Below are 25,926 nucleotides of genomic sequence, written 5' to 3'. Positions count from 1 at the left end.
CAGTATTGTTATCTTGTTTATTCATTAAAACTTGAAAGACTATGAAAGCAATATATACAGCCAAAGCAACGGCTCAGGGCGGAAGGGATTCCAGCGTTCAGACCGAAGATGGAACGATTGATTTTGATTTGAGCATACCTAAAAGTATGGGCGGTTCTGGCGGAAAAGGAGCGAACCCAGAGCAGTTCTTTGCAGCGGGATATTCGGCTTGTTTTGGTAGTGCCCTTGCGCACGTGGCGCGAAGCCACAAAATAGATCTTGGCGACTATACGGTAAAAGCGACCGTAAAACTTGGTAAAGATGAAGATGACATGTTTCAGTTGGCCGTAGTTCTTGATTCTTATCTGCCCACGGTAGATACGGAAACTGGCGAAAAACTGGTCAACGAGGCGCATGAGGTTTGCCCATACTCGCGTGCCACTGCAGACAATATAGATGTTACCTTGAACTTGCTTTTAGATACGGATGAAGAGGAATAAAATATTGTAATACTAAACGACTAAAATGGAAGTATGGTTTGCCCAACCATCTTCCATTTTTTTTATATAAGTTGTTGGAAAAGTATATTTTAAGTTTATTGATCGATCTTCTTTACTAACCTTCAAATTACTTATTTCTAAAATATAACTTTGACTCAAATCTTTAAAAATACCATTGTGATAAAAATAAACCTTTCCTATTTCGCACTTTTCTTTTTGATTTTAGGTTGTAAAGAACAGGATAAAAATCAATCGCCAGGGGTAGAAAAAGATCAAAAAATGATACCGGTTGAAGCGAATAATGGTAATGGCGCCGGAGCTCCCAGTCTGGAAGAAGCTTTTGTTCAGAATATCGAACGGGCGCACCACAAAAAAGAGTTCATGGAGCATCCCGCGGTCGCGTTTGACTTGGATCTTGATTTTAACGGTAAAGAGGGTTTTAATGCCAGAATTACCATGATGACCAACAGTTCAAAAATCCATATGGATAAAACGGATGGAACCAGCTTGATTTTTGCAGATGATAAAGCCTATTTATCGCCAGAGACAGCAGTTTCTGACAATGCACGTTTTGATTTGTTTACCTGGCCATACTTTTTTGCACTTCCGTTTAAATTAGATGATCAGGGGGCAAATCTAGAACGTCTAGGAGAACGGGATTTTGATGGGGAACTTAGGGAAACATATAAATTGACCTTTGCACCTGGGACAGGTAACAGCCCAGACGATTGGTATCTAATTTACCTAAACGAAGATGAAACGGTGCACGCAGCGGCGTACATCGTGACCTATGGTGGTAAAAAACAGGCTGAGGCAGAGAAAAATCCGCATTGTATAGTTTATGACAATTATCAGGAAGTACAGACCGTCCCGGTGGCTACCTCGTGGAAGTTTTACAATTGGTCAGAAGCAGATGGTCTTCAGGGCGACCCCATCGGTGAAGCAGTTTTGAGCAATATAAATTTTAAGGACCCCGGTCCCAATTTATTTACACAACCCACTTCATTCAAGATTATTGAGAAGAGCGGTAATTAAATATTTTATTCAATATCGTAAGTTCAATTATTGCCATCACACTAAATATCAACATTATGGAAATAAATGTTCCTGACATTTGTGGTAATGTTCGCATAGGAGCAATGCTTAAAAAAGCTTGTATTTTAATTGCAACCCATTCAAATTCTTGTGATGTTATGTTTTTGTCGCCATAAATTGAGTAATAGCCAACAAATACTCCCAACATACAAAATATAGCGGCCCAGCCCCGTCTGCTGATTAGGGGTTTATACATAAAGTAGGAATGATCTACTGTAGTAACCTGCAATTGCTGCATAATTTTATCTGAGAAATCTGCAGCGGGCTGTTCTAAGGGTAAATTGCCCAGATATTTATCACTTAGTATTTTTATTTTTTCTTCCTCTTTCATAAGAATTCTTCTTTATTGAATGCGGGCATCCTTTCCAGCAAGCCAAAAAGTTTTTTTCGGCTGCGGTATAGTTTGATTTTGACATTGCTTTCACTTAGACCCGTAATTTCAGCTATTTCTTTTACAGATTGATCTTGATAATAATAAATACTTATCACAAAAGCCTCGTCCGCTTCCAGTTGGTTTATAGCTTGTTGAATAAGTTCCTGTTGTGTTTTACGCTCCATGGCATCCAGCACGTTTTCAATGGCGTCTAAATTAAGATTTACTATTGTTTCCGTGTTTTCAAATGTTGGTTGTCTTTTTTTTCGGGCAAGCATATCGAGGGATCGATTGTAAGTGATGCGGTACAACCAACTTGAAAATTTTGCTTCGCCCTTAAAGCTATTCAGGGATTGATAGGCCTTTACGAAAACATCCTGTGCAACTTCTTCGGCATCTTCCCTGTTTTTCATCATACGCAGCGCGAGGCTAAAGACTAACCGCTCATAGCGTTCTATTAGAACCGCGTAAGCGTTCGTCTTGCCATCGCGTATAGTCTCTATAAGTTGGTTGTCGTCCTTTTGGTTCATGGTCCTCGATAAGACATCACGTTTGCAAGAACGGTTACAATTTAGGGCAGAAAAATAAATTTATAAAATCTGTAACCAGAATTCCTTTTCAATGGTCTTAACCTGTGAATTTAAGTATCAATCAAAAAAATCAATTGTTATGGGAGCAGAATTAGTATTTATCAGTGCATTTTTAGTGATTTTCGGTGTTTTTTACCTGTATTATTCAACCAGGAACAAAGAACGCCTGGCGCTTATTGAGAAAGGGGCAGATGCCAATATTTTCGTTAGGAGCAAAGGGAACGGGCAAAGTGCCCCGGTATGGAAAATTCTTTTACTTAATTTAGGCTTATTGCTGCTAGGGGTAGGTTTAGGGATTATTTTAGGGTTTAGTCTAAGGTACGCTTTTGAATTCAATGAAGGAGCGGCAGTTACGGCTTCGGTTTTTGTAATGAGTGGAATAAGTTTGATCGTGGGCTTTTTTCTTACCCGCAGACTTATTAAATAGAAGAAAAAAACGGCATCTTTTGAAACGCCCACCGTTTACTAAACGGTGGGCGTTTTATTTTAATTAATTTAGCTAAACTAAATTCAGACCTTATGGACTATCCTTGGCATTTATATTTAATGGGCATAATGTACGTAATTGCCGGCTGCATGCATTTTATAAAACCCGCTATCTATTTGCGCATCATGCCCAGATACCTTCCCGCACCTAAACTGCTTGTCTATTTAAGTGGCCTTGCCGAGATTATACTGGGGATTGCCGTATGTTTTCCGCTTACAAAAGATCTTGCGCTCTGGGGCATTATGCTCATGCTGGCACTTTTTTTTATGGTTCATTTTCATATGCTTTCTTCTGAAAAAGCTGCGGCGGGTTTCCCAAAATGGCTTCTTATTGTGCGTATTCTAATGCAATTTGGGTTAATCTACTGGGCATACTGCTATTTGAGCCTTTAAGGATATAAAATTTTTCTTCGGAATATTTTCCTGAAGTTTTGGCGGGGCAGCTTTAGTTAAGAATTGGAATTCTGAAACTATAAGGAAATGACACTTCAGCAATAAAAAACAACAGTCCAGTAAAATTAAATTTGTAAAGAGCGGGTTTTCTGGCATTTTTACGGTGTTATTAATTTTAAAACCAATTCATTATGAAAATCGTTCTACTCTTAATCAACCTTTTTTTAGCCCAGGTGCTGGGTGCGCAGAATTATGATGTTGCCATGAAAAATGCCCTGCAAACCTGGCAACAAGATGATACCGCCGAAGCTTCCGCCAAATTCGAAAAGATTGCAGCTGCCCATCCCGAGCAATGGCTGCCCAACTATTATATAGGTCTTATCAACGCAACGGCAGCGCTCAATAGTACAGATCAGGATTCAACAACTGAAATCCTCAACAAAGCGCAGGAAGCTATTGACAGCGAACTTAAAAAATCTCCTCAAAATGCCGAATTATTGGTCATACAGGCTCTTATTTATACTGTTTATCTTGCAAAAGAACCCATGAAAAATGGGCAGCTTTATTATCCCAAAGTCATGGAGATTTATTCTAAAGCCATTGGCATAGCGCCAGAAAACCCACGCGTGGTAATTGAAAAGGCAAGGTTTAATCTGGAAAGTGCCAAGTATACAGGAGGCAGTACGAAGTCTATTTGTGAGGATTTACAAAACGCCGGCAAACTACTGGAAGACTTTAAAAGTGATGAGCCTTTTTATCCAGATTGGGGGAAAAATCAGCTTAAGAAAGCCCTGACCAAATGCAATTATTCATCTTTTGATACAAAAGTATGAAAACTATATCCCGATTTTTCAGAATAAGTTTGTTGATTACGGGGATTGTGATCCTGATAAACCTGGTTTTTACAGATACTGAAATGTCTGATTTTTTTGATATGCAGCAGCTGGGGATTTTCTTTTTCTACTCTTTTACACTATCTGTGGTCAATTCCACTTTTTTTAGATATTTCAACCAAAAAATTGGCTGGCAAAAAGCAATAGTGAAGCGTATTGTTTTGGCGACAACAGGTTCTATAGTGATTACCATGGTCACCTATTTTATTTGCCGGGCGGTACACCTAATACTTTTTGTAGATAAATATACGCTATCTGAGTTTTTGGAAAATGAAAAAATCTCCTATTATTTTTTCCCCTTGATCTTTACGATCGCCGTGATGCTGGTATTCTATCTCATTTATTTTTATAAAGCGTTACAGGAACAAAAAGTAAAAGAACAGAAAATTATAGCCGGCACCGCAAACGCGCAGTTTGACGCCCTTAAAAATCAGCTGGATCCCCACTTTTTGTTCAACAGTCTCAATGTACTTGCGTCATTAATAGAAGAGAACCCTGAAAAAGCACAAAAATTTACCGGTTCGCTTTCTAAAGTATATCGCTATGTCCTGGAACAAAAAAACAAAGATCTGGTCACCGTGGGCGAAGAGCTTCGGTTTGCTAAATTGTATATGGAACTGCTGAAGATGCGCTTTGAAGATGCCATCATTTTTGAATTTTCAGAAGAATTGCTGCAAAGTGAAGCTAAGGTTGTACCGCTTTCGCTTCAGCTTTTACTGGAAAATACCGTAAAACATAATAAAGTAACGCCGTCTTCTCCTTTGAAAATAAGCATTAGAAAATACCAAAATATGCTGGTGGTTAAAAATAAGCTACAGCCAAAAGAAATTTTAAAAAACAAAACGGGCGTAGGGCTCGCCAATATCAAAAGCCGCTACAACTTATTGACCCGTCGCGAGGTTGAAATCCTAAAAACAGACGACGCGTTTATTGTTTCATTACCCTTATTAACCAAACAAACAAAACCCATGGCAATGACAGAAACTACATTTGATGATTCAAACAGCTATTCACGAGCTAAAAAACAAGTAGAAAAAGAAAAGGCATTTTACGGTAACCTAACTTCCTATTGTATCATTATCCCCATGCTGGCCGTATTCAATTATCTTTCAACCTCTTTTCCCTGGGTTATTTTCCCAGCGATGGGTTGGGGGATAGGGATTCTATTTCACGGTTTTGCTGCTTTCAATTATCATCCATTTTTCGGAAGAGAATGGGAAGCGCGGAAAATCAAACAAATAATGCATAAAAAAGACTAAATCATGAAAAATACGGAAGAGAAATACCTCGAAGCAAAGCACAAAGTGGAAAAAATCAAAGCTTTTTATATTCATCTTTCCACGTACATAATCATCAATGCGGTACTGATCATTTATAATTATTACGAAAACAACTGGGCGTATCCCTTTTTCTTATGGATCACATTTGGATGGGGCATTGGTGTGTTTTTTGACTATCTAAAGGCTTTTGAAAAAAATCCCATGTTCAATAGAAAATGGGAAGAACGAAAGATCAAGCAGTACATGGCAAAAGACGAAGAACGACAACACTGGGAATAGAATTTTTAATAAAGATCGCTGTTAAATGTCCAATGATGAAGACTGAAATAAAGAGGAATATTAATTTAAAAATGGAATGAAAGTAGTACTTATTGAAGATGAAAAGCCGGCAGCCCGCAGGCTTCACCGCATGCTGTCCAAAGAAAATCTGGAGGTGGAAACCATGCTGCATTCTGTTGCTGAGGGAATAACCTGGTTTTCAGAAAATGAACATCCTGATCTTATATTCCTTGATATTCAATTGAGCGACGGACTTTCTTTCGAGATTTTTGAAAAGGTGGATGTTAAGAGTGCCGTGATTTTCACCACAGCCTATGATGAATATGCTTTAAAGGCCTTCAAACTGAACAGTGTTGATTATCTTCTCAAGCCCATTGATCAAAACGAATTACATTCGGCTGTAGCAAAATTTAAATCGGTCAATAAATCACAATCGACTCAATTTGACGCAAATTATTTTAAGGAATTGCTGACCGGGAAATCGTATAAAACCCGCTTTACCATAAGTGTAGGCCAACATTTAAAAATCGTCGAAACGAGCGAAATAACCTGTTTTTATACCGAAAATAAGGCTACCTACCTCAAAAATGAGCACGGGAGATCCTATCTGCTAGATACCACCTTAGATATGCTGGAAAAGGAACTGGATCCCGAAAAGTTCTTTAGGATCAACCGCCAGGTTATCATTCAGCTTAAAGCCATTGAAGATATTGTGGCGTACACAAATTCAAGGTTAAAGATAAACTTAAAAAAAGTGGATGGAAGCGCGTTTATCGTTGCCCGCGAACGCGTAAAGGATTTCAAAAACTGGCTGGAATAGAGTATTTATGGGCAATTAACGTACAAAAACCAACTCATTTTTATCAAGATTAGAGTATTCTTCGCTAAAACCATAACCCTCATAATCAAAACCTTTAAGCTCGTCAAGCGTTTCAACATTCTTGTCTATGATATAGCGCACCATGAGTCCGCGGGCTTTTTTGGCATAAAAGGCAATGATTTTCAGCTTTCCATTTTTGTAATCTTTAAAAACCGGGGTAACCACGGGAACTTTTAGTTTTTCCACTTTGACTGATTTAAAATATTCCTGACTCGCCAGATTAAGAAAAATTTCGTCTTTTTTAAGTTCGTCATTGAGCGCGTTTGTAATCTTATCGTCCCAGAATTCATAAAGGTTCTCATCGTGACCAGACTTTAATTTTGTACCCATTTCCAGGCGGTAAGGCTGCATAAGATCCAGTGGACGTAAAATTCCATAAAGGCCAGAGAGAATACGCAATGTATCCTGTAGCTTGTCAATTTTTTCCGTAGGGATACTGTAGGCATCAAGGCCGGTGTAAACATCACCGTCAAATGCGTACATCGCCGGGCGCGCATTTTTTTTAGTAAAAGGTGTTTCAAAATCTTTATAGCGCTGGTAGTTAAGGTCAGCCAACTTATCGCTAATACTCATAAGCGCTGCTACTTCAGCTTTTGTTTTTCGCTCCAGTTTTTTATTGAGTGTTACCGCCTCTTCCAGAAACCTGGGTTGTGTGGCCCGGGAAGTGGGCATTTTTGAATCATAATCCAGTGATTTGGCAGGGGAAACGACAATTTTCATAACTTTTGTTTGTTGCAAAAATAATAAATAGACAGGGATGAAAGGACTATTCTTCATAGCGATACGTAAGCATTCCATAAAAGAAATCTATATAATACGCTCGATAACTGTTTGCAATAAAGAGTTACTCGACCAGTGCTGCCAGGCGATAAATTCCTTGTTTTTGAAGTTATTTGATCTTAGCCGCTAAGCTAGATCTCGTTCTCTATATTTGCAAAATCTGAAAAACAGCAATAAATTGATAAAAAGGGGCGATAAAGGCCTGTTTTTTGACCATTTTTAGACCAAATTTGACAAATTTTGACTTGTTTTCGGTTAAACCATAATTACTCAAAGACATTACTATTTATGAATAGGATTTTTACTTTATGCATTTTTACATTATTCCATATAAATGCCATTGGTCAGGAAAATACAGACCTGGCAGTAAAACTGGTTCAGTCAAACCCTACGACCACCATAAATGACGGCGAAGTAGAAGCAGAGGTTCAGGGCGGTAAAAAACCTTACAAATACCAGTGGTCCAATAACGCGACCCCGCTTACGGCCTCAAAGGCGAAAGGACTTACAGAAGGAATTTCCTATAGCTTAACGGTGACCGATGCCGAGGGACAAAGCGTAAAGAAGAATTTTGAAATACCCGCAGAATCCATTACCGAAAACTTCAATGGCTGGATGAAACCCGCTGTTAAACAAATGGCCGCCATATTATTTTGGGATCCCTTTGAAGCTGTTGGTATTTATGATCCACAGGTTTACATTGACTCAAAAGAGATACCGATACCCAACTGGGACGCAACTACCGAAAAGAAATTTTATCTTAAAAAATGGCTCAAAGGAAAAGGTGAACGTGTACAAGAGGGAGAAAAAATAGCCCTTGTAAGCAAAGAAAACGCGGAGGATATTGCTATTTATTCCCCTAATACGGGAACGCTGCATTATCTTGTAGAAGAAGGCAACGTGATTTTTAACCCAGAAAATAAAGAACATGTTATAGAGCAGGGGGCGCATCATGTTGCTGAATTGACTTTTGATGAACCCATTGCGTTGCTGCATCCCAACGGGACGCAACGTAAAAATGCTATTCCCTTTATTGTGATCTGGCTTATCATAGGGAGTATATTCTTTACGATTAAGTTGGGCTTTGTCAACATTAGCGGTTTTAGGCATTCCATAGCGCTGGCCAAGGGAAAATTTGATGATCCGGATGCACCTGGTAAAATACGGCATTTTCAGGCCATGACCACAGCAGTTTCGGCCACGGTGGGACTGGGTAATATTGCCGGGGTAGCGGTAGCCATTTCGCTAGGTGGAGCAGGCGCTACGTTCTGGATGTTTATTGCAGGGTTTTTTGCCATGTCGCTCAAGTTTGTAGAATGTACACTGGGTGTCAAATACCGAACGATCAAGGAAGACGGCCGTATTTTTGGTGGGCCCATGAACTATTTACGCTATGGCTTAGAAAAGCGGAACATGAAAGGATTGGGCAAGTTTCTGGCCGTGCTGTTTGCCGTGCTGGGAGTAGGTGCTTCTTTTGGAGGTGGAAATATGCTACAATCCAATCAGGCTTTTGAGATCGTTGCCAGTCAAATACCTTTGCTACAGGGTCACGGTTTTTATTTTGGTATTGGATTTGCCGTGCTCGTGGGGATCGTTATCATAGGCGGTATAGATAGTATTGCCAATGTGACCAGTAAAGTGGTTCCTTTTATGGCGCTGGTTTATATTGTGGGCTGCCTTATCGTGATTGGCTTTAATATTGAGAATATAGGCAACGCTTTTTCAGCGATATTCAACGGGGCGCTTTCCCCCCAAGCCATGAAAGGTGGTTTTCTGGGCGTACTGATCATAGGTCTGCAACGGGCCGCATTCTCCAGTGAGGCCGGTGTGGGATCTGCAGCCATTGCCCATAGTGCCTCTAAAACCAATAATCCTATTGCAGATGGTTTTACCGCACTGGTAGAACCTTTTATTGACACCATGGTAGTTTGCACGATGACCGCGCTGGTGCTCATTTTTACAGGAATGCACGAAGTAGATGGCATGGGCGGGGTAGAGCTTACCTCAGATGCTTTTGCCAGCGTGATTTCCTGGTTTCCCAATGTACTGGCTTTTGCCGTGTTCCTTTTTGCTTTTTCAACAATGGTTTCCTGGTCGTATTATGGAATGCGCTCCTGGACCTATCTTTTTGGCCAGAGTAAAAAATCAGAAATGATTTATAAAAGTATTTTTCTTTTATTTATCGTTCTTGGTGCTTCGGTGAGTCTGGGTTCTGTACTGGATTTTTCTGATATGATGATCCTTGCCATGTCTTTTCCCAATATTATAGGGCTTTACATTATGTCTGGAGAAGTGCGTGATGATATGAAAGACTATTTAAAACGACTCAAAAATGGGGAGTTGTTTATGGTCAAAGATTCCCGCTAAAGAGAGTATTGCAGAAAGGGTCGAAAGCGTAATCATTCTTCAGGGCTCATAGAAATATAAGAACTATTGAAGGCATTGGATATTTTCTCCCGAATGCCTTCTGCTTTATTATCTAAAAATCAAAATAATTGGCCAATTGCGAATTTTATTTTTCGTCAAAGCCATTTGTGTGGTTTGCAAACAGTACTCCTCTATGTATTAAAGCCGTTGGATCTTTACGCCCTATTTCTCGTTAGTATGCTGAATTTCTATTTATCAAATTCTAAAAAAATTTAGAAATAAAATAGGAATTTGTATATATTTACTGGGCTCTCATATATTAAATCATCGGCATTGCTCATAAAAGAATTTCCCAAACCTTTCGTTTTTATCAATAAAGGGACGGAGCGGGCTGAGTTTTATTCTCCACAAAACAGGTACCGCCATATAAATGTTTTATATCTAAATCCTAAAATAAGAATACATCGCGCCTTTATATGGGAGTTGGAACTTCAATAGATACTATTTTCATTTTTTGCCTGAATAACGTAGCGTATACCTAGACGTTAGAATTGCTTTATAGTGATGCGTTAAGAATTGATAACAAGTCTTCAATATATTTTAGTAACCCTTTTCATTCTACGGAACATTTTTAGTTTTATAGATTATTTAAAAGTTAACCTATTCTGAGTTGTACATGATGTTTTCAAAGTATTTACAAATAAGTATTCCCTTGATAGGCTCACTACTCTTTATGAGTTGTGAGGATGCATCCCTTTTCAAAGAAAAAAGCACGGAAAGTTCGGGTTTGAATTTTGAGAATACACTGGTTGAAACTTCAGATTTTAATGTGGTAACGTATGAATACGCCTATAACGGTGGTGGTGTAGCGGTAGGCGATCTCAATAGTGACGGCTTGCCAGACGTTTATATTTCTGGAAATCAGGTGTCCAACAAACTTTTTATAAACAAGGGCAACCTGAAATTTGAGGATGTTACCCGTGCAGCAGAAATTAAGGAAAAAAAAGGCTGGAAAACAGGGACGGTAATGGCAGATGTCAACGGGGATGGGCTGTTGGATATTTATTTAAGTTATTCTGGCAACGCTCCTTCTGAAGGTGTTACAACACCGGTAATCGAAGCCTATGAAGGCCGCTCCAACCAATTATTTATAAATCAGGGAAATAATGCATATAACATTCCGGTTTTCAAGGAAATGTCCAGAGAATATGGTCTTGATGCTGTGGGCACCTTTAGTACACAAGCCTATTTTTTTGATTATGACCTGGACGGCGACCTGGATATGTTTCTGCTCAACCATGCCAATAAGTTTCAAAACAATCTTTTTAACGTAAAACAATTAAGAAGCAAAAGACATCCTTATTTTGGCAATAAACTCTTCAAAAACACGAATAATAAATTTACTGAGGTATCTGATGTATCTGGCATTATGGGCAGTGGTATTAATTTTGGTTTAAGTGCCTCTGTAAGTGATCTTAACAAAGATGGATACGCTGATATTTTTGTCACAAACGATTATTCTGAACAGGATTTTTGCTATTTAAATCAGCAGGACGGTACTTTTAAAGAAGTATCGCATTCTGCCTTTGGACATTTATCAAAACTTTCAATGGGCTCAGATATTGCAGATGTAAACAACGACCTAAAACCAGATATTTTTGTAGTGGATATGCTGCCAGAAGATAACTACAGGCAGAAGTCTTTAAAGGGAGCAGATAAATTCAATCGCGAGCGTATGCTTATAGATAGTGGTTACCATCACCAGTATATGCGAAATACCCTTCAATTGAATATGGGGCTAAAGCCTGATACTACCTTGGCATTTTCAGAAATAGCCCAGATTTCAGGGATCTCAAATACAGACTGGAGTTGGGCACCACTAATTGCGGATTATGATAACGATGGGCGCAAGGATATTTTTATTACCAATGGTTATTTGAGAGATTACAGCAATCTTGATTTTAATAATTATACGGTATATGAAGCGGTTGAAGAAGCCAGAAAGAGTAATAAAGAGCTTGATCTGGGACTTTTAATTGGCAAGATACCAAGTACCAAAATAGCGAATTATGCCTATAAGAACGAAGGAAATACTCATTTTGAAAAAGCAACAAAGGCCTGGGGATTAGATAAAAAGCAGGTCTCCAACGCGGCGGCGTATGCAGATTTTGATAACGATGGCGATCTGGACCTCCTTATCAACAATCTCAACGAGCCAGTTTCCCTTTACGAGAACACGGCAAGTAGTGATAAGCACCTACATTACATAAAAATCAGTTTAACAGGATCTCAGAAAAATACATTTGCGCTGGGTTCTAAAATAACGATCACCTTGGCAAATGGGGAAAAAATTTATCAGGAGGCTTATTACGGTAGGGGGTATCAATCGTCTGTGGAGCCTCTTATGACCATAGGACTAGGTAAGACAGCGGTAATTCAAGAATTGGAAGTAATCTGGCCATCAATGAAGAAAACAACGTTAAAAAACGTAAATGCAGACAAGGTTTTAGTACTTTCTGAAAAAGATGCGCAAGAACCTTATCAAAATTCAACAGAATTACAGCAAAATCTACTGACAGCGGTAACTGAAATTTCAGGTTTGGATTTTAAGCACAAGGAAAATAATTATGTAGATTTTTACAACGAGAGCCTCATTCCCTATCAATTATCAAAAATGGGAGGGAACGCTAGTGTGGCAGATGTCAATGCAGACGGGAATGATGATGTATATTTTGAGGGCGCTAAAGATCAAATGTCTCAGTTATTCCTGGGTACAGATGAGGGCAGGCTTGTTTTAAACAACGAGGACCAACCCTGGATAGCAGCTATGGATGTGGAAAAGGAAGATGCCGCATCACTTTTCTTTGACGCTGATGGAGACGGTGATTTGGACCTCTACGTAGTGAGCGGCGGTAATGAATATTATGATGGAAAAGTCTATTATCAGGACCGTTTGTATATAAATGATGGAACGGGTAAGTTCAGCAAAACCGAAAAGGTACTGCCCGATATGAAATTTAGTGGGGGAACAGTCGCAGCAGCAGATTATGATAAAGATGGGGATCTTGATTTATTTGTAGGCGGAAGGGTGAGTGGAAATAATTATCCCATGACGCCGCGCAGTACCATTTTAAAAAACGAAAGTAAAGGAGGTGTTTTAAAATTTACGGCGCAATCTTATCCAGATCTTGATCATATAGGAATGACTACTGCTGCAATATGGGAAGACATTGACCATGACTCCTGGCCAGATCTCATAATTGTGGGGGAGTGGATGCCTATCACCATAATAAAAAATGAAAAAGGTATCCTGAAAAATGCAACTCAGGACTACGGTCTTTCCCATACCAATGGATGGTGGTTAAGTGTCGTTGCAGCAGACATCGATGAGGATGGGGATACTGATTTTCTGTTGGGAAACTTAGGATTGAATACGGAGTTTAAGGCGTCAGAGTCAGAACCCATGCGATATTATATACAGGATATTGATAAAAACGGAAGAATAGATCCACTGCTTACCTATTATAATCAGGGAGTAAGCTATCCATTACCTGGTAGGGACGAACTTCTGGGTCAAGTACCCAGTTTAAAAAAGTATTTTAAGACCTATGATAGCTACGCCAGGACCACAACAGAGGAACTTATGGCAACAGCGAGCATAACGCCAGTTTTTACCCTAAATATTAATAAGCTACAGTCCTCTTATCTTATAAATAATGGTAATGGCACTTTTAAAATACAACATTTACCCAGGGAAGTTCAGGTATCTGCGGTACAGGATTTTATCTATGAAGACTTTAATGGAGACGGGAGCAAGGAAGTTTTAGCTGCAGGCAATTTGTACCCTTTCCGCGTAAATATTGGTAAAATTGATGCTTCTTTTGGAGCATTATTGACATTTAAGAACGATAAGTTTATAACCGAAGATTCGGCTAAGAAAGTCTGGTTGGGTGGAGACATACGCGATTTGAATGTGATGCGCTTCAAATCAGGTAAACGGAGGTTGCTCGTAACGCGTAACGACGACAAAACTAGTTTGTACAAAATTAACAATTAGTCTAAGTACATAAATAATTGCGTTGCTAAAAAAATTGGTTTACAAGTCTTATCCCAAAATGTTGCTTAGTTTATCCTTTAAAAGAATGTAGTATTAAAAGATAATTGCGGCTTTATATTAAGCGATTTTCAAAAAAATCATAGAATAAGAGCAGTTAAATTGATGATGTAGGCATTATGGAATTGTCGAAATACTTTATCCCAATTTCTAATACTTTCAATACAATATTCTACTAAAACTTCACAAAGTTTAAACTCATATCATAAGCGTTAGAGCACTATACTTACAGCATTTTTTTCGTTAAAATCTTTTAGCTTGATAATTTTCAAAACTGAGAATTGGTTTTTTGTTATCAATTCCCAGTTGACCCTATTTTGAGATTTCGTTACTGTCAAAAGACTTAATACTAAGCTAAGGTGGGTAGAATACATCATATGATGCAACTTTTGCTTTTCTCTGTTAGAAATTTATCTTCCTCATTACATCTATTATTATAATCGAAAAAGGTCCACTTATTATTTAAAATTTTAACAGATATAGCGTGTGATGTTACCTATGCAAAAGAATATGTAACATAATGCAGGTGTGTTTTTTTAATAAGAAGATACATTTGCAGGTGTAAAGATGAGAATATGATAACACAATATGTTAAAAGGTGTGAATTTATCATTTCAATCGCATTTTGATTTTTTTTTAAATGTCTTCATATATGGATACTCATAAAAATAAATCAGTTTAATTTATGCTTTTCTCACCCTTTATAGAGCGAAAATTTTTTAATTCGGGCAATTTAACCATTCGCTGAAGAAGGGATTATCAGATTTTTTTTAATTGTTACTATATCGATTTCGTACCATTTTTTCACTTGTCAATAAGAAAATATGAAAATAAGATTATTACAAAAAACGTACTTATCAAAGGCTTGGATTCTGGGGATTCTAATTCAACTCGTTTTTGTGTGGGACTTATCATCTAAAGAAAGTGAGTACTCTTTAAAATATGAAGTAAATCCAGTACAACAGGAAACCGTAACGGGGACTGTAGTTTCCGCCAGTGACGGTATGCCGATACCTGGAGTCAATGTACTTATAAAAGATGCTGCGGGGATGGGAACGGTAACAGACTTTAATGGGACCTATACCATCGAAGTAGGTTCAGCAGATACAATATTGATTTTTAGTTATGTAGGTTTTAAAACCGTGGAGCGGGAAGTAGGTGAAAATAAAATTATCGATATGACCATGGAGGCCGATGAGACGGCTCTGGAAGAAGTGGTCATCATAGGTTATGGACAACAAAAGAAGGAAAGCGTAGTTGCCGCGATATCGCAAACTTCAGGAGAAGTTCTGGAGCGGTCAGGTAATGTCCCCAATTTAGGCTCAGCATTGGCAGGTAATGTGCCCGGAGTCATTACAACAGCGAGTACAGGTTTGCCAGGCGCAGAGAACCCACAAATATTTATAAGAGGTCAGAGCAGCTGGAACGGAGGAGGACCTCTTATTCTTGTAGACGGTATTGAGCGTCCTATCAACACAGTCGCTGTAAGTTCGGTTGAATCGATATCCGTTTTAAAGGATGCTTCGGCAACTGCGGTTTACGGTGTGCGTGGAGCAAACGGCGTTATTTTAATAACTACAAAAAGAGGTAAAATTGGCAAGGCTGTATTAAGGGCACGGCTCAATACTACAGTCAAAACAGCATCAAAATTACCGGGTAAGAAGGATTCCTATGATACCTTTTTGGTACGTAATCAGGCCATTGAAAATGAGCTTTCCAGGACACCTGCCGCATGGGGAGCGTATATGCCCCAGGATATTATAGACAAATATCGTTTCCCTGCTGATTTGGCCGAAAGTGAACGCTATCCCAATGTAGACTGGGATGAGGCTCTATTTAGGGATTTTGCGCCGGCTTACAATGCGAACCTGAATATTAGTGGTGGGTCTGAATTTGTCAAGTATTTTGCAGGTGTTGATTTTCAATATGAAGGTGACTTATTAAAAGAATACGATAATTCAAGGGGCTACCAGCCGGGATTCGATTTTAACAGATTAAACGTTCGGACTAATTTGGATTTTCAATTAACGCCCAGTACTGTGTTCAAGGTAGGACTTTCAGGCTCCTACGGGGTACGTAAAACACCGTGGGATTTTAATGGAAATCAATATGTGTACTGGATCGCAGCATACTCAACACCGCCTGATATCTATTTACCCCAATATTCAGATGGAGCCTGGGGTTATGACGCTCCGTCAGGCGGTGGGGAAGGGAATGCAATACGAAATCTTGCCATAAGTGGGGTTCAATATTTAACAAATACGCAGCTGCAAACCAATTTTAGCCTGGAGCAAGAACTTGATATGTTAATCAAGGGACTAGAATTTAATGGTACTATTGGTCTTGACAATACATTTGTAGAAAGAAATAGAGGTGTAAATGATCTTTTTAACAACCCACAGGAAAAGTATATTGACCCAAATACAGGGATTACTACCTACAGACAAACCTTTGATGCAAATACGGGATTTAATTATCAACAAGGTATACGATGGAATGCCGCCCCAGGTGAGGTAGACGATGATTCTTCCTTTAGAAGGTTGTTTTATCAGGCTCAACTAAATTATTCTACAACTATTGAGGATTACCATGACTTTACTGCAATGGGACTTTTTAATAGGAATGAATTTGCTAGTGGTAGCGTTTTGCCCTTCTATCGCGAAGACTGGGTTTTTCGTACTACTTATGGATATGACAACAGATATTTGATTGAATATAATGGAGCCTACAATGGGTCTGAACGTTTTGGTCCAGAAAACCGTTTCGCGTTTTTTTCATCAGGAGGATTGGGGTGGAACATATCGAATGAACGTTTTATGCAAAAATTCAAGTTTATAAATAATCTTAAGCTCAGGGCTTCCTATGGAGAGATTGGGGATGATAATGTAGAAGCTCGCTTTCTATATCAGACACAATGGGCCTACGAAGGTCAGGCGCGACTGGGAACTACGGGAGAGCAGGCAGAACAAAGCCCATATGTGGGATATATTGAGACGGCCGTGGGTAATCCAGACATTAGCTGGGAGAAAGTAAAAAAAGCAAACATAGGTTTGGACTTTGGTTTTCTTAATGGAGCTATAGGAGGAAGTGTTGACTATTTTCGTGATGAACGTGTTGATATATTAATTACAGGTAATGATAGGGCTATACCTTCCTATTACGGTACCACTGCACCGGTAGCAAATTTAGGTACTGTGGAAAATGAGGGTTATGAATTGGTTTTAAACCTGAATCATGCTTTCAGTCAGAACTTTAGCATGTTTGCAGAACTCAATATGACCCATGCCAAGAATAAGGTAATAGACCGTGATGACCCGGGGTTGCTTGAGGATTACCAAAAAAGATCCAATAAGTTAATCAATCAGGCGCGTACCTTCATAGATGCAGGATTTTATAATACCTGGGACGAGGTATATGGTACGACTCAATTTAATAGTGGTGATGACTACAAACTTCCTGGGGATTACCAGATAAACGATTTTAACGCTGATGGTATTATAGACAATTTTGATGTGGTGCCCTATGGTTTTGCAGGAGCTCCACAAAATACGTATAACGCAACCGTAGGATTTAACTGGAAGGGTCTCAGCGGTTTTGTTCAGTTATTTGGGGTCAACAATGTAACACGGCAGGTGGTTTTCAACAGTCTTGGCAATCAAAACAATATCGTTTATGATGAAGGATCTTACTGGAGCAAAGACAATACAAACGCAGATGCCCCGGTGCCTAGATGGCTTTCCTTACCTAACGGAGCATCGAGTGGCTCTCGTTTTTTCTACGATGGATCCTATGTACGTTTAAAAAATGCCGAGATCGCATACACAATCAATGAAGATTCCAGGTTGCTTGAAAGTTTAGGTTTACAAAGCCTGCGCTTGTTTTTGAACGGTAATAATCTGTATATCTGGACAAAAATGCCAGATGACAGAGAATCAAATTTTGCAGGAACGGGATGGGCATCCCAAGGTGCATATCCTACTGTTAAGCGATTTAATTTAGGATTGAACATCACCTTTTAAAGAAAAATATCATGAAAAAAAATTTTAGTATTGGTGCAAGGTGCTTCTTGATAATTATGCTGTTCGCATTATTCCCATCGTGTGAAGATTATCTTGATAGAGAACCTGAATCTATCATTTCTTCTGAAGAGGCGTTTAAAAACTTCACAAACTTTCAAGGTTTTACAGAAGAGCTGTATCACTGTATTCCAGATTTTTCTAACGCGTATTGGACAAATTCCTGGAACTGGGGTGAAGATGAGATCACTTCTGCAGATATGAATTTCCATGTGGTCCACGCTTTTGACGATGGAAATTTCTGGGGATGGCAAAGCGAATTTGATGGCTGGGGTGCTTCCTGGCTCAACCAGGCAGACGCTTCCCGTAATGATGATAGATTTCAAAAAGATCTATGGAAAAACGGGTGGTACGGCATACGCAAGACAAATCTGGGTCTTGAGAATATGGACCTAATGACAGATGCCACTCCAGAGGAGAGGGATTTTATAAAGGGACAGCTCTTATTCTTTAGAGGATGGTTTCATTTTCAGCTTATGCAATATTTTGGAGGAATGCCATACATAGATTATGTTTTACCTAGTGATGAAGCATTAACCTTACCTAGATTGAGCTATCAGGAATGCGCGGATCTTGCTGCTGCAGATTTACGGGAAGCTGCTGATCTTCTCCCTATTGATTGGGATGATACACAACCCGGTGCAGCAACCAGGGGGAAAAATGATTTAAGGATCAATAAAATTATGGCGCTGGGTTATTTGGGTAAGAATTATTTATGGGCGGCAAGTCCATTAATGAACTCGGAATCCAACGGGGCCAATGGATATGAATTAGAGTATGCAAAATTAGCTGCGTCTGCCTTTGGTGAGTTACTGGCGCTTTGTGAAAGTGGTGAGTCGTCCTATGAATTGGTGAATTTTGAGGATTATAGTGTCAACTTTTATACAACCGGTCAGGGCTGGCGTATACCTGGTGGAAGTGAGGCCATTTTTAGAGGGCCCTATTTTGGTGCAAATGGATCCAATTATGGAACCACAAAACAGTACCAACCAGCTATTATTCAGGATGGTAGTAATTTCATGCCCACGGCAAACTATGTCAATTATTACGGAATGGCCAATGGACTACCTATACCTGACATTACCAAACCCGATGCAAAATCTGGTTATGATCCTGAATATCCCTGGAGAGGGAGGGACCCCAGATTCTACCATGATATAATTTATGATGGTGTACAGGTGATACAGGGAGCCATGCCAGATGATGTTGAGAACAATAGATATGCTAATTTATTTACTGGCGGTAGTTATAGAGACGTAAATACCGGGAGCCGTTCTGGTTTTTTAAATTACAAATTCATTCCAATTACGGCAAATAGATACGATGATGGCTTCAATTATGGAGCGAACCTTAATTTACATTTGCCCTGGATGCGCTTATCTGACGTGTACTTAATGTATGCCGAAGCCGCATCTGAAGGATTTGGTACGCTGAATGGAAAATCACCCAACTTTTCAAAAACTGCTGTTGAGGCATTAAATGTAGTCAGGGAACGTGCTGGAGTGGGATTATTTGGCAGTTCCGAAGGCAGTAATGGAAGTTCTTTAGAATATTTTAGAAGTGAACTAAGGCGAGAGCGCGCTGTAGAATTATCCTTTGAGGGTCATCGCTTTAATGATTTAAGAAGGTGGATGTTATTGATAAAAGAGCCCTACACTTTAAAAACTTCTTTGGAATTTGATAGGGCAGGAGAATTTAATACGGAGGATCCTACCCAGAACAGAGTCCTAAATATTAGGGAAGAGCTCATCCTGCAAAGAAATTACTCTGCCAGACATTATTGGCTGCCCTTAAAAGTAGCTGACGTTAATATGTATCTGGAGTTTCCACAAAACCCAGGCTGGTAATAAGGATCAACCCTATATTGATTTACGGAATGAAAATTTATATAATCCAAACGTAATTTTAAATGAAATACTTACAAACAAAATTTGTTCTGTTTGCATTGATTGCTCTATTCTCACTCGAGGTCTGCGCACAGGCTAACGATCAGATTACCTTTGAGAGTCATATACTTGATAAAAAGGGAAATCCTATCGAGGGGGCTATTATTCGATCTCAAGAGGAGGATACCAGTACAACAAGTGATGAATCAGGTTATTTCTCGATGGTAGTGAATCAGGGTTCTTTTGTTGATATATCTGCTAGCGGCTATAAATCCCTCTCCGTAAAAACGGTAGAAGAACAGGGTGATATAGTATTGGAAAGCGGCTCTGATGAAGAGGTGCAAATTGCATTTGACAAAGTAGATAAGGATGAGGTTATCGCAGGGGGGACTTCTTATGTTAATCTTCCAGAAATATTGGAAAAAAATTATACAACCTATAGTCTGGATGGTTTAAATGCGTTTGTAGGCGGTTTAGATGGAAATAATATATGGGGAATGGGTGATTATCTGGTTTTGGTAGATGGAATTCCGAGGGACCCGGATACCGTTTTACCTGTAGAAATTGATCAAATTACGTTTTTGAAGGGAGTAACGGCAGTTTCCCTGTATGGAAGCAGAGCCGCTCAGGGAGTAATTTATATTACCACTAAGCGTGGTGAGATAGGCAAGCAGAAAATTGATGTGCGTGTCAATGCAGGTATGTTTGTCCCAAAAAGATTTCCAAAGTATTTGGGCTCTGCTGAATATATGACCTTTTATAACGAAGCCCGGCAAAATGATGGTTTGTCCCCGCTTTATACAGATGAGAATATCTTTAACAGTGCTTCTGGGAATAATAGGTTTAGATATCCTGATGTAAACTATTATAGCGACGAATATTTAAATAAAGTTTATCAACGTTATGATGCAACATTGCAAATATCAGGAGGGAATGAGCAGGCACGGTATTATACAGATGTTGGCTTTTATAGGACTGGGGATCTTATCGATTTTGGTCAGGCTGAAAATAATAAGACTGAACGTTTTAATGTAAGAGGAAATGTAGATTTAAAACTAAATGACTGGATCTCTGCCTCACTCGGTGCGAACGCAATATATTATAATGGACGTGGTGTAAATACAGATTACTGGAACAGTGCGGCTACTATACGACCTAATAGATTTTCTCCCTTAGTGCCCATAGATTTTATTGCAGAAGATAATCAAGCAGCCCAGGTATTAATCAACAACAGTTCTAACATTGTAGATGGAAGATACCTATTGGGAGGAACTCAGGTAGATCAAACCAATTCCTTTGCAGCTATATATGCGGGTGGTTATAGCACCTTCACCAGTAGACAGTTTCAGTTCAATGCGGGTGTAGATGCTGATCTGGACCGCGTTTTAAAAGGTTTGACGTTCAATACTATGTTTGGGGTGGATTACGCCACTTCTTATGTTCAATCCTTTGATAATGAATACGCTGTCTATCAAGCCAATTGGAACAATATGGATGGGGATGATGTTATTGGTAGTTTAACGAGGTATGGACAGGATGCTTCTGATGGTGTACAGAATATTGACGGCAGCAATTACAATCAGACCATTTACTTTTCTGGGCAATTTAACTATAAAACGTCTTTTGATAAAGATAATCACTTATCTGCAATGTTAATGGGAGGAGGCTGGCAACAGTTGCAGTCTGGCGTATATCACCGGTTAAGTAACGTGAATTTAGGTCTTCAATTGTCTTATGATTATAAAGAAAAATATTATTTTTTATTCAATGAGGCCGTAGTTCATTCTGCCCGGTTTGCCAAAGGGGAGCGTACAGGTTATTCGCCTACAGCTACGGTAGCCTGGAAGATAGGGAAAGAGGAATTCTTTGACAATTCGTCAATCGTAAACAATTTAGAACTCTCTGTTTCTGCTGGTGTTCTTAGCACAGACTTAGGTATTGATGACATAGGGGAGGATAATGAAAATAATTATTTTTTATATCAAAATGTGTACACTCAGACAGATGGCTCGTATTATAGCTGGAGAGACGGCGCATTAATAAGAACCACGGAATCTCGACAGGGAGCAAACTTTGATTTGACCTATGCCAAAAGAAAAGAAATAAATGTAGCGCTAAACGGATCTCTATTTAACAACTCCATCGATTTCAAGACCGCTTTTTTTGCCAATAGAATGAAAGGGAACATCATCCAGGCTTCCGTTTTATATCCTGATTATTTCTCAACGGGGTTTCCTAACAGTTCTTTTATACCTTTTATAAATTATGACAATGATGATCGTATAGGTGTTGATTTTGATATCACTTACAATAAAGAAATAGGTAATGTTCAATGGTCTATTGGTCTTGCGGGTATTTATTATGATACAAAAGCAGCTAAAAGAGCTGAAGAGCAGTTTGAAAATGAGTACCAGTTTAGGCAGGGTTCTCCCCTGGATGGGATTTGGGGATTGCGAAGTGATGGTTTTTTCGAAAATGCCGAAGCTATTGAAAATGGATCAAATCAAGATGCCCTGGGCGATGTAGCACCAGGAGATATACGTTATATTGATCAAAACGGGGACGGTATCATTAATAATCAAGATGAGGTCTATCTTGGGAAAGCAGGCTGGTATGGGTCTCCTTTATCAGGAGGTTTGCACCTTTCTGCTAAATGGAAAGATTTAACATTTTTTGCACTTGCGACCGGACAGGCTGGGGCCTATGCGATGAAGGATAATTCCTATTTTTGGATAGATGGAGAGGATAAATATTCAGCCGTAGTGAGAGATCGCTGGACGCCAGAAACTGCAGACTCAGCTACATATCCCAGGTTGACCTCTCAGAGCGGTTCTAATAACTTTAGGTCATCAGATTTCTGGATGTATAGCACAGATCGTATTGATCTCGCAAAGGTTCAGATAAGCTATGACTTGCCAAAAGCTGTCCTTCAAGGTTCTTTCTTCAAGAATTTAAATATCTATATGAGCGGGGCAAACCTATTAACAATTTCCTCAGAAGCCGAGCTTATGGAACTGGATATTGAGGGTCCTCCCAGAACGCGATTTTACAATATTGGAGTTAAAGCTCTATTTTAATTTATTCACAAAGTACATATGAAAGGTATGAACAATAGAATAGCCTATTTATTGATGATGTTATTGGCATTTACAAGCTGTCAGGACGTGTTTGAACCTGCTATTGAAAACATACGCGGGTTGGATGATGCCTACGAGGAGGCGACTTACGCTGAAGGGTTACTAATTAATGGATACATTAGGATCCCTACTTTAGGTTGGTCTTTTAATGATGTAGCTACAGACGATGCGGTAACAAATGATATTGAGAATAATTACAGGCAAGCAGCGACCGGGCGGTGGGCATCTAATTATAATCCATTTTCTCAGTGGCAAAATTCACGTGCTGCAATACAGTATTTAAATATTTTTTTATCAGAGGCAGACAATGTTGAATGGGCGACTGATGAAGACATTAGGCAGCTTTATAACCGGCGTCTCAAGGGCGAGGCTTACGGTTTGCGTGCGCTTCATATGTATTATTTGCTACAGGCGCATGCAGGTCCCATAGATGGAGAATTGTTAGGTGTTCCATTAATTCTTGACCCCGAAGATCCTACTTCTGAATTTAACATTTCCAGGGCCACTTTTAGTACCTGTATGAACCAGCTTTTGAGTGATCTTGACCAAGCAGAACAAATTTTGGCTTTGGACTTTGAGGATATATCAGATCCCAGTTTACTTCCCACCGGTTTTACTGATGTAAACGATTTTAATCGTGTTTTTGGTGAAAGAGGCCGGCAACGTGTAAGTGGCAGAATTGTGAAAGCTATAAGGGCGCAGGCAACACTACTTGCCGCAAGTCCGGCTTATAGTAGTGCAAGTGATGTATCATGGCAAGATGTAGCTGACAGTGCGGGAGAGGTGCTATCCTTAAATGGAGGAATTGGTGGTTTGGCACCTAGTGGGCATACATGGTATTCCAACACTGATCAAATTGCGGGTCTGGGTGGAGGATCAAATCCTCCCGAGATTTTATGGAGGGGGGATGTAGCTAACAATAATGATCTGGAACAAAACCATTTTCCTCCATCCCTAAATGGAGCTGGAAGACTAAACCCTACCCAAAATCTAGTGGACGCATTTCCCGCGGCCAATGGTTACCCTATTGAAAACGCTGAGAGTGGTTATGATGAGAATACGCCTTACAGTGATAGAGATCCACGTCTTGGGACTTATATCTTGATAAATCAATCAACAGCCGGGGTAAATAATACAACCATTATCACTGCGGCAGATGGCAATACAATAGATGCGATCAACAGGGAGGCCACTTCAACCAGAACGGGATATTACCTTAGAAAATTACTAAGACAAGATGTAAATTTAAGCAATACTACAACAACGACACAGCTGCATTACAAGCCAAGAATACGGTATACTGAGCTTTATCTTATTTATGCCGAAGCTGCCAATGAGGCCTGGGGACCATCTGGTACCGGATCTTTTGCTTTTTCAGCTTTTGATGTAATTGAAGCCATCAGGTCACGGGCGGGAATTGCTCAGCCGGATGCATACTTAGAATCTTTACGAGGGGACAAGAATGCAATGCGGGAATTGATAAGGAATGAAAGAAGGCTTGAATTATGTTTTGAAGGTTTTCGATTTTGGGATTTACGTCGTTGGGGCCTCAATCTAAACGAAACTGCAGAAGGGGTATTCATTGAGAATGGTATTCCGGAGATGATTGATGTTGAACCGCGTAATTATCAGGAATATATGCAATATGGGCCAGTTCCTTACAGTGAGCTTTTGAAGTTTGATGCCCTACAGCAAAATCAGGGTTGGTAAACAAGACCCCTTTTAAGAACAATATACTTTAATAGGACACAGATGAGAAAAAACTTTTTTTTACTATTATTTTTTATAGCTGCCATTTTTACATCCTGTGAAAATGGGGACTGGGAATTTCCCGATTATAAATATCAAGCGGTGTATTTTGCTTACCAATATCCTGTAAGAACGATAACGCTGGGGGAAGATATATTTGACACCACACTTGATAATGAAGGTAAGTGTATGATCATGGCTACTCTGGGTGGCGTTTATGAGAATGGTCGTGATATAACGGTCAATTTTCAGGTAGATAACACACTGGTCAACGGTTTTCTTTTTGGTGAAGGTGAAGGTCAGGTCATGCCCCTGCCACCATCATATTACACCCTGGCATCTGGGGAGATTACAATTCCGTCAGGAGAATTGTCTGGCGGGGTAGAGGTTCAATTAACCGATGCTTTTTTCAATGACCCCAGATCTTTGGAAAATAATTACGTCATTCCTTTAAGGATGTTGAATACTACAACGGTAGATTCTATTCTATCAGGTGAAAGCCAAGTTGAAAATCCGCGAAGGGGGGTAACTTCAGACTGGGCCACACAGCCCAAGGATTTTATCTTTTACGCCGTAAAATATATAAACCCTTGGGAAGGATTTTACCTTCGTAGGGGAGAGGATGTGATCGTTGGAAAAAATGGGGCCACGAATCTCAATAGAACTATAGAAAGAAGGGAGCAATACGTTGTTGACGATGAAGTAGTCATGTTAGATTCAGAATCCAGGTCTCAAATTAGTTTTCCGTTGTCCCTTCAAGATGCTGAGGGAGTCGATCTGGGAATAGTGCTATTGCTCAATTTTGATGATAGCGGCAATGTAACGATAACTTCTTCACAACCGGATGCATATTCTGTAACCGGAACAGGAGAATTTATTAAGGATGGCGAGGAGAACAGCTGGGGGTCTCAAGATCGGGATGCCTTGTACTTATCTTATGAAATAGACCTGGATGATGTAAATGTCACCACGCAAGACACACTCGTAATTCGAAATCGAGGTGTTTCCCTAGAAACATTTTCCCCTGTTCTAGAGTAAAATGAACTATCAATCCTTTAAGTAAAGACCA

The 25,926-nt window shown here is 39.5% G+C and carries 18 protein-coding genes; 15 read left to right on the top strand and 3 right to left on the bottom strand.

Annotated elements, in window-relative coordinates:
* Window positions 1-41: 41 nt before the first annotated feature.
* Both P162_RS04145 and P162_RS04140 read left to right on the top strand, forming a co-directional pair.
* Window positions 42-479, top strand: a complete 438-nt coding sequence (locus P162_RS04145; protein ID WP_031425972.1) for an organic hydroperoxide resistance protein — start codon at window positions 42-44, stop codon at window positions 477-479.
* A 177-nt stretch (window positions 480-656) separates the two neighbouring features.
* Window positions 657-1,514 carry a hypothetical protein gene (locus P162_RS04140; RefSeq protein WP_164076208.1) on the top strand — a complete coding sequence of 286 codons (858 nt, stop codon included), beginning with the start codon at window positions 657-659 and terminating at the stop codon, window positions 1,512-1,514.
* Here the strand turns inward: P162_RS04140 and P162_RS04135 are convergent.
* Complete coding sequence (locus P162_RS04135) at window positions 1,492-1,905, bottom strand: hypothetical protein (protein ID WP_031425970.1); 414 nt, start codon at window positions 1,903-1,905, stop codon at window positions 1,492-1,494. The genes P162_RS04140 and P162_RS04135 overlap by 23 nt on opposite strands.
* Window positions 1,902-2,477, bottom strand: a complete 576-nt coding sequence (locus P162_RS04130; RefSeq protein WP_031425969.1) for an RNA polymerase sigma factor — start codon at window positions 2,475-2,477, stop codon at window positions 1,902-1,904. Before P162_RS04130 ends, P162_RS04135 begins: the two co-directional genes overlap by 4 nt.
* 139 nt (window positions 2,478-2,616) lie before the next feature.
* On the opposite strand from P162_RS04130, the gene P162_RS04125 reads away from it, so the two are divergent.
* The 6 genes from P162_RS04125 (at window position 2,617) to P162_RS04100 (ending at window position 6,688) form a co-directional block, all read left to right on the top strand.
* Complete coding sequence (locus P162_RS04125; RefSeq protein ID WP_031425968.1) at window positions 2,617-2,964, top strand: DUF6249 domain-containing protein; 348 nt, start codon at window positions 2,617-2,619, stop codon at window positions 2,962-2,964.
* A gap of 92 nt (window positions 2,965-3,056) precedes the next feature.
* Window positions 3,057-3,416, top strand: coding sequence for a MauE/DoxX family redox-associated membrane protein (locus P162_RS04120; RefSeq protein ID WP_031425967.1), 360 nt, complete (start codon window positions 3,057-3,059; stop codon window positions 3,414-3,416).
* Window positions 3,417-3,607: 191 nt separating this feature from the next.
* Entirely contained in the window at window positions 3,608-4,249 is a 642-nt protein-coding gene (locus P162_RS04115; RefSeq protein ID WP_031425966.1) for a tetratricopeptide repeat protein, read from the top strand.
* On the top strand, window positions 4,246-5,568 hold the full coding sequence (locus P162_RS04110; protein WP_031425965.1) for a 2TM domain-containing protein: 1,323 nt from the start codon (window positions 4,246-4,248) through the stop codon (window positions 5,566-5,568). Before P162_RS04115 ends, P162_RS04110 begins: the two co-directional genes overlap by 4 nt.
* Before the next feature lie 3 nt (window positions 5,569-5,571).
* Entirely contained in the window at window positions 5,572-5,868 is a 297-nt protein-coding gene (locus P162_RS04105; RefSeq protein WP_031425964.1) for a 2TM domain-containing protein, read from the top strand.
* Window positions 5,869-5,944: 76 nt separating this feature from the next.
* Window positions 5,945-6,688: a LytR/AlgR family response regulator transcription factor gene (locus P162_RS04100; RefSeq protein WP_031425963.1), complete on the top strand. Its 744-nt coding sequence runs from the start codon at window positions 5,945-5,947 to the stop codon at window positions 6,686-6,688.
* A 15-nt stretch (window positions 6,689-6,703) separates the two neighbouring features.
* Here P162_RS04100 and yaaA read toward each other — a convergent pair whose 3' ends face one another.
* Window positions 6,704-7,468: a peroxide stress protein YaaA gene (gene yaaA, locus P162_RS04095; protein WP_031425962.1), complete on the bottom strand. Its 765-nt coding sequence runs from the start codon at window positions 7,466-7,468 to the stop codon at window positions 6,704-6,706.
* Between the two features lie 348 nt (window positions 7,469-7,816).
* On the opposite strand from yaaA, the gene P162_RS04090 reads away from it, so the two are divergent.
* From P162_RS04090 to P162_RS04060, 7 genes are all read left to right on the top strand, one after another.
* Window positions 7,817-9,895 carry an amino acid carrier protein gene (locus P162_RS04090; protein WP_031425961.1) on the top strand — a complete coding sequence of 693 codons (2,079 nt, stop codon included), beginning with the start codon at window positions 7,817-7,819 and terminating at the stop codon, window positions 9,893-9,895.
* Window positions 9,896-10,607: 712 nt separating this feature from the next.
* The gene (locus P162_RS04085) at window positions 10,608-13,952 is read left to right on the top strand and encodes a VCBS repeat-containing protein (RefSeq protein WP_241077725.1); all 3,345 of its coding nucleotides are present in this window, start codon (window positions 10,608-10,610) and stop codon (window positions 13,950-13,952) included.
* An 881-nt stretch (window positions 13,953-14,833) separates the two neighbouring features.
* Window positions 14,834-18,028: a SusC/RagA family TonB-linked outer membrane protein gene (locus P162_RS04080; RefSeq protein WP_035916831.1), complete on the top strand. Its 3,195-nt coding sequence runs from the start codon at window positions 14,834-14,836 to the stop codon at window positions 18,026-18,028.
* Between the two features lie 11 nt (window positions 18,029-18,039).
* Window positions 18,040-19,932: a RagB/SusD family nutrient uptake outer membrane protein gene (locus P162_RS04075; RefSeq protein WP_031425958.1), complete on the top strand. Its 1,893-nt coding sequence runs from the start codon at window positions 18,040-18,042 to the stop codon at window positions 19,930-19,932.
* Window positions 19,933-19,994: 62 nt separating this feature from the next.
* Entirely contained in the window at window positions 19,995-23,048 is a 3,054-nt protein-coding gene (locus tag P162_RS04070; RefSeq protein ID WP_031425957.1) for a SusC/RagA family TonB-linked outer membrane protein, read from the top strand.
* Window positions 23,049-23,075: 27 nt separating this feature from the next.
* The gene (locus tag P162_RS04065; RefSeq protein ID WP_031425956.1) at window positions 23,076-24,818 is read left to right on the top strand and encodes a RagB/SusD family nutrient uptake outer membrane protein; all 1,743 of its coding nucleotides are present in this window, start codon (window positions 23,076-23,078) and stop codon (window positions 24,816-24,818) included.
* Between the two features lie 42 nt (window positions 24,819-24,860).
* Window positions 24,861-25,895 carry a DUF5627 domain-containing protein gene (locus P162_RS04060; protein WP_031425955.1) on the top strand — a complete coding sequence of 345 codons (1,035 nt, stop codon included), beginning with the start codon at window positions 24,861-24,863 and terminating at the stop codon, window positions 25,893-25,895.
* Window positions 25,896-25,926: the final 31 nt, after the last annotated feature.

The sequence above is a fragment of the Flavimarina sp. Hel_I_48 genome, assembly GCF_000733945.1.
Taxonomy (GTDB): domain Bacteria; phylum Bacteroidota; class Bacteroidia; order Flavobacteriales; family Flavobacteriaceae; genus Leeuwenhoekiella.
This window is presented reverse-complemented; position numbering and strand designations above follow the sequence as displayed.